This window comes from Candidatus Acidiferrales bacterium, from assembly GCA_036514995.1.
In the GTDB taxonomy this organism is placed as follows: domain Bacteria; phylum Acidobacteriota; class Terriglobia; order Acidiferrales; family DATBWB01; genus DATBWB01.
In genome coordinates, this window is the sequence record DATBWB010000026.1 from 1 (window position 1) to 9,665 (window position 9,665).

Here is a 9,665-nt window from a genome sequence, read left to right on the forward strand (position 1 = left end):
GAAATCATTTCTGTCAGGATGGAACCGCACGCGATGGCCGCCACACACCCGACGGTTTTGAAGCGTGCGGCAACGATCTTGCCGTCCACAACCTGAAGCCCAAGCTGCATGACGTCGCCGCAAGCAGGGTTGGTCATTTCCACCTGTGCAGTTGGATTCTCGAGCGCGCCTGCATTTCGTGGATTTTTGAAATGCTCCAAAACGGCGCGGCTGTAAAGACGGGAAGATTCGTCCATGAGCTCCCCAAGTATTTTTCGAGTATAGGAGCCCGGCCATTTACGGTCAACCGGCCTGGTTGAAGAAGGAGAAGAGAGGGCAAGAAGAAGAGGGAGCAGAGAGGGCAAGCTGAAGCTTGCCCCTACATAAATAATAATAATAATGCGGAAGCATTTGCTTTGGGACACGCTGCTGCCTAGAATGGGCTATGTAAGACGAGAGGGCAAGAAGAAGAGGACGAGAGGGCAAGAAGAAGAGGGAGCAGAGAGGGCAAGCTGAAGCTTGCCCCTACATAAGCCCCTACATAAGCCCCTACATAAGGCCCTACATAAGGCCCTACATAAGCCAATGCCGCGCTCGCTGCGCCACTATCTGCCTTACGTGAGGAAGATTTGGCGGAAGAAGGAGTTCGAGTCGCTCTTTCTTTTTGTCACCTCACGCTGCAATTCCCTCTGCCGCACCTGCTTTTATTGGGATAACCTCAACAAGAACGAGGACCTGACGTTCGAGCAGATGGAGAGGCTTTCGCGCACGGCGCCTCGCTTTCGCAAACTCTGGATCTCCGGCGGTGAACCTTTCATGCGCGACGAGCTGGCCGAGATCATCACCCTGTTTTGCCGCAACAACAGCATCGTCAACGTCAACCTGCCCACCAACGGTCTTTTGCCGGACAAGATTGACGCGGTGATGGACCAGGTGCTTCGGGAAAACCCCGACTTGACGGTTGACCTCAATTTCTCGATTGACGGCCTGGCCAACACGCACGATACAATTCGCGGCGTCCCCAACAACTTCCAGAAGACGCTCCGGACAATCGAACGCATGGCCAAATACCGCCAGGTGCGCCGCCTTCGACGAAACGTCGTCACCGTCATCACCCGCGAGAACTACGAGGAGTTGTTCCGCCTTGGCCTGTACTTGCTCGGCAACGCGGAAGTGGACGGAGAATATTTTGAGGTGATCCGCGGCACACCGATGGATCCCAGCCTCAAAAGGCTATCGGCAGCGGAATTGAAGGCAATTCACCTGAGGCTCTTTGCCATCCACGAGGCCTATGCCGAACGTCTGTTTGCCGACCTGACGCCCACGGCCCGCTGGTTTGCCCGCATGGTCTATCTCGGCAACCTGCGCTTCCACTTTCAGGTGCAAGAGCAGAACCTGGAGCGAGGCCACCGCTGGCCGATGGCGTGCACTGCCGGCGTGACCTCGCTGGTGGTGGACCACAACGGCGAATTTCGTTCCTGCGAGCTGCGGCCGGCGATCGGCCACCTGAAGAATTTTGATTTCAACGTCACGGCCGCGCTCGGCTCCGCCGAAATGCAAGCTGAGGTGAAAGCGATCCCGGAAGCCAATTGCTGGTGCACACACAGTTGCTTCATCCAGGACAGCATGAAGTTCGCTCCGTCGGTGCTCTTTTTTAAGATACCGTGGAGCTATTTCAAACATCGCTTGGGCCGCTGGCATCGCACGCCGGTGGAAGAATTGGCTAAATTCTACGAGCCCCTGGATGTGGCGCCGGCGGCATGACGCACGCGGTTGCTGATGGCTCTTTTGCCAGCATAGAATGGCAATTAATGCTGCGCCGCGCTCTCCGCCGCCATTCCTGGTTTCCTGCCCGGATTGTCTCCCTTGCTCCCACTGCTACGGTCATTTTCTTTTCCCCGGGGGCTGCTCGGAGGGTCGTCGGAATCACCCGATGGTGCGGGAGCGTTGCGCCGGCCGGCGACCGGCCTCAACTGGGGGAATGCCAGGATGGCGGCGCGGTATCGGCCTTGAAGAGTCTTTATTTTGCAAGACGATTGTCCTCCCATGCAGATTGAAAAAGGCAGAATTCACGCCCCCGAAATCTCTTCGGAGTGGCTCAATTCTCCTCCTTTGACGTTGCGGGAACTCCGCGGTCGCGTTGTTCTCATAGACTTCTGGGACTATACGTGCGTCAATTGCATTCGAACCCTTCCCTACCTCGTCGAATGGGACCGCCGCTACCGCGACTTGGGCCTGACCATCATCGGGGCGCACGCCCCCGAGTTCCAATTTGCGCGCACGGTGGATTTTGTGCGCGAGGCCGTGGCCCGCTTTCAAATTCGCTACCCGGTTGTGCTCGACAACCACTACCGCATCTGGCAAGCCTTCGCCAACAAATACTGGCCGGCGAAGTACCTCATCGATAAGGATGGTTACGTTCGCTATTTCCAGTTCGGCGAGGGCGATTATTCGGCAACCGAACTGACTATCCAGGAACTTCTGCGCGAAATCCAACCCGCGCTCTCGCTCCCCGCTCCTCTCCTCCCGTTCCGCGAGGCCGACCGGCCCGGTGCGGTCTGCTACCGCGTCACACCCGAACTCTATCTCGGCTATGACCGCGGCAAAATTGGCAACCCCTCCGGCTTCCGCAACGGGAGCCTTGCCCACTACGAACTGCCAGAAACTCGTTGCCCCGACGTCTTCTTTGTCGCCGGTTTTTGGACCAGCCAAGCTGAATTCATGGAGACGGCCGGAACGCCGCAGAATCCTTCGCGCCTGCTGCTGGCCTATACCGCCAAGGAGGTCAACCTGGTGATGGTGCCGGACAACGTCGAGCCCATCCGTGTCGAAATTTACCAGGACGGCCAGCCGGTTTTGTCCGAGGATGCCGGCGAAGACGTCGCCCGGATAGATGGGCGCACCTGGGTCGAAGTCACCGTCCCACGAATGTATCGCCTGATTAACAATCAAAGATTTGACGTGTCTGCCGGAGGGGCCGCCGCCCGCGAGTTGGAACTTTCCTGTGGCGCTGCTGGACTCGGGTGTTATGCTTTCACGTTCGTCTCGTGTGCACTGGATTCGGCCGCTCCCGGAGCTTCGGGACGAGCGAGCGAGAGGATGAATGGCTGACTGGCAGCGTCCGGCCCCGCACCCGATGGCCGCGGGGCGCGCCCGCGGGGTGCTCCTTCTTCTCTGCGGCATCAATTTTCTGAACTACATTGACCGCTATCTTCTCGCCGCCTGCCTCCCGCTCATCAAGGAGGAGTTCAACCTTTCCGACGCTCATCTGGGAGCGCTAGTCACGGCTTTCATGAGCTTTTATATCGTCAGCGCGCCCATCGCCGGGCTGATGGCCGATCGCTACGTGCGCAAGCGAATCTTGAGCGCCAGCATCGCCCTGTGGAGCTTGGCCACGGCCGCCACCGGACGCGCAGCGAGTTATTCGGTTCTTTTTCTTACCCGAGCCCTGGTCGGCGTAGGCGAATCCGGCTACTCGACCATCGCTCCCGCGTTTCTCTCCGATGTTTTTCCCAAGGACCATCGTGGCCGCGCCCTGGCCTGGTTCTACGTTGCCCTACCCGGCGGGGCTGCGCTGGGTTACCTGCTTGGCGGCGTGCTCACGGCCCATTTTGGATGGAGAATCACGTTCTACGTCGGCGGCGTGCCGGGGTTGCTTCTGGCGCTGTTGATTTTGAGGGTGCGCGAACCGCTGCGGGGCGAAACCGACCTCAACAGCGGTTCGATCCCGGCCATGGCGGCTCACCGTAGCGAGCGACAGTCGAGGCACTATGCCGACCTGCTTCGCAACCGTTCGTTCGTTGTCATCACCCTTTCGATGGCTGCCTTCACTTTTGCTCTCGGCGGGGTGAGCTTCTGGATGCCAACATTTCTTTCGCGCATCCGCGGCATCCCTCTCGCCACCGCCAACCTCCAGTTCGGTCTCATGACAGCCGTCTGCGGCAGCCTGGGGAGTTTCGCGGGCGGGTATCTGGGTGATTTCTTCCTGCGCTACTCTCGCAGCGCGTATCTCCTGGTCTCGGCCGGCGGGTTGCTACTGGCGGTGCCGGCGAGCCTGGTGGGGCTGCTCGCGTCCAACCCGACAACTTTCCTCATCGCGCTTGGGCTTGCCGAATTTCTGCTTTTCCTGAACTATGGCCCGCTGCACGCTGCCATGATCAACTGCGTCCACCCGGCGATTCGCAATACCGCATTGGCGGTGAACATCGTCATTCTCCATCTCCTTGGCGACGCGCTCTCGGCCTGGGTTCTGGGGGCGATTTCCGATGCCTCGCGGCTCGACCGGGCCATGCTCATCGCTCCGGCCTTTATTATGCTTTCTGCCGGCATCCTCTTGCTCGGCATCCGGGCGCTTCCCCGGGACATTGCCCGCGTGGAAGCTCAGCTCAGGGGAGAGGTTTCCCGGTGATCCAGGTTGTCGCCGGTATCCTTCGCCAGGGAAAATGCCTGCTCATTTGCCAGCGGCATCACAATGACCGCTTCCCCTTGAAATGGGAGTTCCCGGGCGGCAAAGTGCTCCCCGGCGAGCCGCCCGAGCAGGCAGTGGTCCGCGAAATCAAAGAAGAGCTGGGGGTCGAGGCCGACGTGGGGCATTTGGTCGAAAAAACGCGCCACGCCTACGACGCCGGCGGTTCACCGTCCGGCCCAGGCGGAAGCGCCACGAGCGAAGAATTCGAGATCCTATTTTTTGCTGTTCGGGGGTTTGCGGGCGAGATTAAAAACCTTGCCTTTGAAGCCATGGCCTGGGTGGAACCGGCGCATCTACTCGAATACGATTTTCTCGAAGCTGATCTGGAATTGGTTCGAAAAATCGCTTGTGGCGAAGTGGAGCCCTACCCCGGCCGTGATGGTTCTGCCCTTCAATGAAAGGCCGGATGCTTTATTCTGAGGAGCGTAAACGATGAAACGGACAGGCTTTTTCCTGGTGACGCTTGTCTTGCACTTCGCGCTTGCGGCAGCAGGGTTGATGGGAGCATCAGACTCTGCCCTGGCACAGTCAAAGTTGAATATCCATCAGGCGACACTCGAAGAACCCAACCCGGTGACGCCGGAGATTACGACCGAGGAACTCGAAAAGATTCTTGCCAGCGGGAATGAGCCCGTGCTCGATGTGCGGTCTCGAAACGAGTACGCCATTGCGCACATTCCGGGCAGTATCAACCTGTATGAGAAAGAGGTGGAACAAATCGTGGAGCGTTATCCTGACAAGAAAACGGGCATGGTCCTCTATTGCAACGGCCCTTTTTGCGGCAAGAGCCGGCGACTCTCCGAGCAGCTTGTCAAGAGGGGCTACACGGGGGTGAGGCGGTACCAGTTGGGTCTCCCGGTTTGGCGGGCGCTGGGACTCACGGTGCAAACGGACCTGGAGGGTTTTGGCTACGTGTTCAGGGGTGACAAGACGGCGGTGTTCGTTGACGCACGAAGCCGGGCTGAGTTTGAGGCCGGCAGCCTGCCGGGTGCGGTGAGCATCCGGGTGGGCGAGGCGGAGAAAGCCAACGAAGATGGCCGGCTGCCCCACAAGGACAAAGGCACGCGCGTCATCGTATTCGCGAACAGCGCCCGAGAAGCTCGCGAGATCGCTCGGGAGATCGCCAGGAAAGCATATTGGAACAGCAGCTACTTTGGAGGCGCGTTTGAAGAATTGAGGCGGGCCGGGTTGTGGCCGAGATGAGAAGAAACCAGAATCACCGTGCTGCCCAGCGCCGGGAATGCAGCGTCTGTTCCAGGCGCGAATCCGGAGCTTTTCGCTACGCCAGCGTTCGGCCGCCATCCACGACGAACACCTGCCCGGTGATGAATGCGGCGTCCTCAGAAGCGAGGAAGAGGACGGTGCCGGCGATGTCATTTCCCTTCCCCGTTCTTTTGAGCGCCGACCGTCGCACGTAGTCTTCATCGAGAGGCTCGCCCGGAAATTGAATGGTTCCCGGGGCGATGCTGTTGACCGTGATTTCCGGGCCAAGGGCGCGGGCAAGGCAGCGCGTGAGCATGATGGCGGCAGCCTTGGAGACGCAATAGTGGGTATAAGCCGGCCAGGAGAGCAATCCGCCGATGGAAGTGATGTTGATGATCCGCCCGCGGCCCTGCTTTTTCATGATCGGGGCCGCTGCCTGCACCGTCCAGAGATGAGCCTTCAGGTTGACACCGAGGATTCGATCCAGGTCTTCTTCGGTGAGCCGGTCGTAGCGCCCCTCGAAAAACAGCCCGGCATTGTTGACCAGAATGTCGAGCCGGCCGAAGTGGCGCGCCGCCGTTTCCACCAGCCCCCTGGCGTCGTCTCGACGGGAAACATCAGCCCGATGGAGAAGGCTTTTGACGCCGCGCTGTTCGACTTCAGCCGCCGTCTGCCTGGCCTCGTCGGCCGATTGGGAATAGTGAACGGCCACGGAAGCGCCTGCTTCGGCAAGCTTCAAGGCGATGTCTCTCCCCATGCGCCTGGCTGCCCCGGTCACGATCGCTGCCTGACTCTCGAGCGTCCTCATGTCGCCCCCCGTCTATCTACCTCGGCTCGATTGGGATCGGTGAAGATACCACGCCGCCGCGGGACAACTCAAATGGGGAAGGGATGCATGCGAATTTGACGGGCTCCTCGCCGTTCTCTAGAATCCTGCTGCATTCAGCCCCGCGAAAGGATTCCGACCATGCAACTCGACGTGCTGGCCATCGCCGCCCACCCGGATGACGTGGAACTCACCTGCGGCGGGACGCTCATCAAGATGGCGCAAACCGGCTACCGCACCGGCATCCTCGACCTGACGGATGGAGAAATGGGGACGCGCGGTTCAGCGGAAATTCGCCAGCAAGAGGCGGCGGCGGCTGCCCGGGTGATGGGCGCCAGCTTCCGCGAGAGCCTTGGCCTGCCGGACGCCCGGGTGGAAGCGACCATGGAAAACAAGCTGGCCATCGGAAACAAGATCCGCCAGCTTCGCCCCCGGGTGGTGATCCTGCCCTACTGGGAAGGCCGCCACCCGGACCACTACACCTGCTCCCGCGCAGGCTACGAGGCTTGTTTTCTCGCCGGACTAAAAAAGCTGCCTCTTGAGGGCACTGCCTACCGCCCGTTCAAGATTCTCTATTCGACGATGTACGCCGAAGTCCGCCCGACGTTTGTCGTGGATATTACCGAGCAGTTTGAGCGGCGGCGCCAGGCCATTCTTTGCTACAAGTCCCAGTTCGCTCCGGAAGAGGAAAGCGACGACGGCGAGGTTTTCCTGCCGCTGGACACGCTCCAGGAACGGGTCTCAGCCACCGTCCGCCAATACGGCTTGATGATCGGGACACAATACGCCGAGCCTTTTCTGGTGCGGGAGATGGTCGAGGTGGAAGATATCGTGAAGATGCCGGTCCGATCCATTTAAAACTAATTTCACAAATGATCAGAATTGGAGTGCGGCGGCTTGCGGCCGCCTTCCGAAAGCGGGAGCCCTTCGACTCCGCTCAGGGCAAGCAAGCTTCTGCACTCCAAACGGAAAAGGCAAGCTAGGAGTGGCGGCGAAAATGGCGATAGATGAAGAAAATCACGCCGAGCAAGATGGCAGCGGCGATGACGATATCGGCGCGCTCGAAGTGGTGCCTCAGCCTGGGCCAGTTCTCCCCCATCTTCAGCCCGAGGTAAGCCAGGCCCAGGCACCAGGGGAACGAACCGAAAAAGGTATAGACGTTGAAGCGAAGAAAATTCATCCTGGCGACGCCCGCCGGAAACGCAATGAAGGTCCGGATAACAGGCAAGAGGCGGCTAAAAAAAACCGTTGCCTCGCCGTAACGCTCAAACCAGCGATCGGCCCAGGCCAATTCGCGCCGCGAGATGAGGAGGTACTTTCCGTAGCGTTCGATGAAGGGCCTGCCACCGCGCCACCCGACCCAGTAGGCGACAATCGAGCCGACGTTGCAGCCAATCGCTCCGGCCAGCGCCGTGCCCCAAAGATTGAACCGGCCAGTAAGGACCAGGTAGCCGGAAAAGGGCATGATCACTTCCGAGGGCAAGGGAATGCACGCCGACTCGATGGCCATGAGCAGAACGATCCCCGGATAGCCCCCGGCGGAAATGACGGCGATGACGAAGCGGCTGATGATGTCGGCAAGGTGAGCAAACATTCGGTTGGGTCAGAACACCATGGCATCCTGGGTGAGGGTGAAGCCGGGTAGCGTCAACCCCTCGCTGGACCAGCGAGCCTTAACCTTCAGGCTCACTTCCTTCTCGGCGCCGACCTTCCTCATCACCACAATGGTGGAAAGGGCCTCGTTATAAAATTTGGTGAGCAGATAGCGGTCGCCGGTCGCGTCCTGGATCCAGATTTGCCCAAGTTCAATCTTCCGGCGCGCCACCGCTTGTCCTCCCGAGGTAACCCCAATCTAGCCGTGCCATCCTCGGCTGTCAACGGTACTCCGGCGGCTTGGGTACTGTGCGTTATCTCACACCGGAGGAGCAGGCAATCCGGATCCCACAGGAAACGCCCGCGGCCTTGGCGTCATCTAAGGTTGTAGCGCCATTGCGTGGCGCGGGCGGCAGTGGGATAATCGGGTTGCCGACGCAAGGCTTCACCCTGAAGGAGGCAAGACCATGAAACTGAGGGATCGGCTGCTGGGGTTTGTTGTAGCTTGCTGCCTCGCGGGTGCGCCGGCGCTGGCCGGCGACAAGAAAAAGAAAGCCGACGTAAGTCAAATCGGAAACCGCGATGTGGGCAAGGGCATCAATTTCTATTCCCTGGAACGGGAGGTAGCCCTCGGCAAAGCCCTGGCTCAGGAAGTGGAGCGGCAGTCGAAGCTGGTGGATGACCCGGTGGTCACGGAGTACGTGAATCGGGTGGGGCAGAACCTGGTGCGCAATTCAGACGCCAGGGTTCCGTTCACGATCAAGGTCATCGACTCCGACGAAATCAATGCCTTTGCTCTTCCCGGGGGCTTCTTCTACGTGAACACGGGCCTGGTGCTGGCCGCCGATGAAGAGGCCGAGCTGGCCGGAGTGATGGCTCATGAGATCGCTCACGTCACCGCCCGCCACGCCACCCGGAACGCCACCAAGGCCGAACTGGTTCAATTGGCCAGCATCGGGCTGATCTTTATCGGCGGGTGGCCCGGCTTCGGCATTCACCAGGCCGCCAGCTTTCTGATCCCCCTGAAGTTCCTGCAATTCTCCCGCTCCGCAGAACGCGAGGCCGATTTCCTCGGCCTGCAGTACATGTACAAGGCGGGCTACGACCCTAACGCCTTCATCTCTTTCTTTGAGAAAGTGCGCGGCGAGGAAAAGAAGCGACCCGGGCGGGTGCCCAAGGCTTTTTCCACCCATCCGCCCACACCCGAGCGCATCGTCAAAGCTCAGGAAGAGATTGCCCAGGTACTTCCCTCGCGGCCAGAATACATCGTGACCACTTCCGAGTTCAGCACCGTCAAGGCTCGTCTGGGTCGTTTGGAGATGGGCCGCAAACCAAAAGAAGGCGATCCGGATCGGCCCACCCTTCGCAAGCGCAGCGAGCGCGCTGACAAAGATGCCGAGGCTCAAAAGGAGGCGGGCGCCAGCCCCGATGACGATCGGCCGGTCCTCAAGCGCAAGCCGGACAAACCGCCGGACAAACCCAAAGACCCTGACGCTCCCAGCAATCCCGGCAGCTAACCCTGGTCCGGGCCGGGCGCCAGGCGCGCTACGGAAGGGAAATTCTTGAAAAGGGAAACGGGCGGCCCGCCGTGGCGGG

At 60.0% G+C, this 9,665-nt stretch carries 11 protein-coding genes; 7 read left to right on the forward strand and 4 right to left on the reverse strand.

What is annotated here, in order from left to right:
- A partial coding sequence (locus VIH17_02050) for an iron-sulfur cluster assembly scaffold protein (GenBank protein HEY4682015.1) occupies positions 1-236 on the reverse strand: 236 nt, incomplete at its 3' end.
- Positions 237-564: 328 nt separating this feature from the next.
- On the opposite strand from VIH17_02050, the gene VIH17_02055 reads away from it, so the two are divergent.
- The 5 genes from VIH17_02055 (at position 565) to VIH17_02075 (ending at position 5,650) form a co-directional block, all read left to right on the forward strand.
- Entirely contained in the window at positions 565-1,743 is a 1,179-nt protein-coding gene (locus tag VIH17_02055) for a radical SAM protein (protein HEY4682016.1), read from the forward strand.
- A gap of 282 nt (positions 1,744-2,025) precedes the next feature.
- Positions 2,026-3,090 (forward strand): redoxin domain-containing protein, encoded by a 1,065-nt coding sequence (locus tag VIH17_02060; protein HEY4682017.1) that lies wholly within the window; start codon positions 2,026-2,028, stop codon positions 3,088-3,090.
- Positions 3,083-4,387, forward strand: coding sequence for an MFS transporter (locus VIH17_02065; GenBank protein HEY4682018.1), 1,305 nt, complete (start codon positions 3,083-3,085; stop codon positions 4,385-4,387). The genes VIH17_02060 and VIH17_02065 overlap by 8 nt, the downstream gene beginning before the upstream one ends.
- The gene (locus VIH17_02070; protein ID HEY4682019.1) at positions 4,384-4,845 is read left to right on the forward strand and encodes a (deoxy)nucleoside triphosphate pyrophosphohydrolase; all 462 of its coding nucleotides are present in this window, start codon (positions 4,384-4,386) and stop codon (positions 4,843-4,845) included. Before VIH17_02065 ends, VIH17_02070 begins: the two co-directional genes overlap by 4 nt.
- 34 nt (positions 4,846-4,879) lie before the next feature.
- Entirely contained in the window at positions 4,880-5,650 is a 771-nt protein-coding gene (locus tag VIH17_02075; protein ID HEY4682020.1) for a rhodanese-like domain-containing protein, read from the forward strand.
- 76 nt (positions 5,651-5,726) lie between these two features.
- Here VIH17_02075 and VIH17_02080 read toward each other — a convergent pair whose 3' ends face one another.
- A complete protein-coding gene (locus VIH17_02080) occupies positions 5,727-6,458 on the reverse strand; it encodes a glucose 1-dehydrogenase (protein HEY4682021.1) in 732 nt (243 codons plus the stop codon).
- A 159-nt stretch (positions 6,459-6,617) separates the two neighbouring features.
- Here VIH17_02080 and bshB1 point away from each other — a divergent pair, with 159 nt between their 5' ends.
- Complete coding sequence (bshB1, locus tag VIH17_02085) at positions 6,618-7,334, forward strand: bacillithiol biosynthesis deacetylase BshB1 (protein HEY4682022.1); 717 nt, start codon at positions 6,618-6,620, stop codon at positions 7,332-7,334.
- A gap of 121 nt (positions 7,335-7,455) precedes the next feature.
- Here bshB1 and VIH17_02090 read toward each other — a convergent pair whose 3' ends face one another.
- Entirely contained in the window at positions 7,456-8,070 is a 615-nt protein-coding gene (locus VIH17_02090; GenBank protein HEY4682023.1) for a DedA family protein, read from the reverse strand.
- 9 nt (positions 8,071-8,079) lie between these two features.
- Positions 8,080-8,301, reverse strand: coding sequence for a hypothetical protein (locus VIH17_02095; GenBank protein ID HEY4682024.1), 222 nt, complete (start codon positions 8,299-8,301; stop codon positions 8,080-8,082).
- 235 nt (positions 8,302-8,536) lie between these two features.
- Between VIH17_02095 and VIH17_02100 the strand changes: the two genes are divergently transcribed.
- The gene (locus VIH17_02100; protein ID HEY4682025.1) at positions 8,537-9,586 is read left to right on the forward strand and encodes a M48 family metallopeptidase; all 1,050 of its coding nucleotides are present in this window, start codon (positions 8,537-8,539) and stop codon (positions 9,584-9,586) included.
- The last annotated feature ends 79 nt before the right edge of the window (positions 9,587-9,665 follow it).

Coding starts and splice junctions, on each gene's coding strand:
- VIH17_02055 (HEY4682016.1), top strand. CDS start 565: ATGCCGCGCTCGCTGCGCCACTATCTGCCTTACGTGAGGAAGATTTGG.
- VIH17_02060 (HEY4682017.1), top strand. CDS start 2,026: ATGCAGATTGAAAAAGGCAGAATTCACGCCCCCGAAATCTCTTCGGAG.
- VIH17_02065 (HEY4682018.1), top strand. CDS start 3,083: ATGGCTGACTGGCAGCGTCCGGCCCCGCACCCGATGGCCGCGGGGCGC.
- VIH17_02075 (HEY4682020.1), top strand. CDS start 4,880: ATGAAACGGACAGGCTTTTTCCTGGTGACGCTTGTCTTGCACTTCGCG.
- VIH17_02080 (HEY4682021.1), bottom strand. CDS start 6,458: ATGAGGACGCTCGAGAGTCAGGCAGCGATCGTGACCGGGGCAGCCAGG.
- bshB1 (HEY4682022.1), top strand. CDS start 6,618: ATGCAACTCGACGTGCTGGCCATCGCCGCCCACCCGGATGACGTGGAA.
- VIH17_02090 (HEY4682023.1), bottom strand. CDS start 8,070: ATGTTTGCTCACCTTGCCGACATCATCAGCCGCTTCGTCATCGCCGTC.
- VIH17_02100 (HEY4682025.1), top strand. CDS start 8,537: ATGAAACTGAGGGATCGGCTGCTGGGGTTTGTTGTAGCTTGCTGCCTC.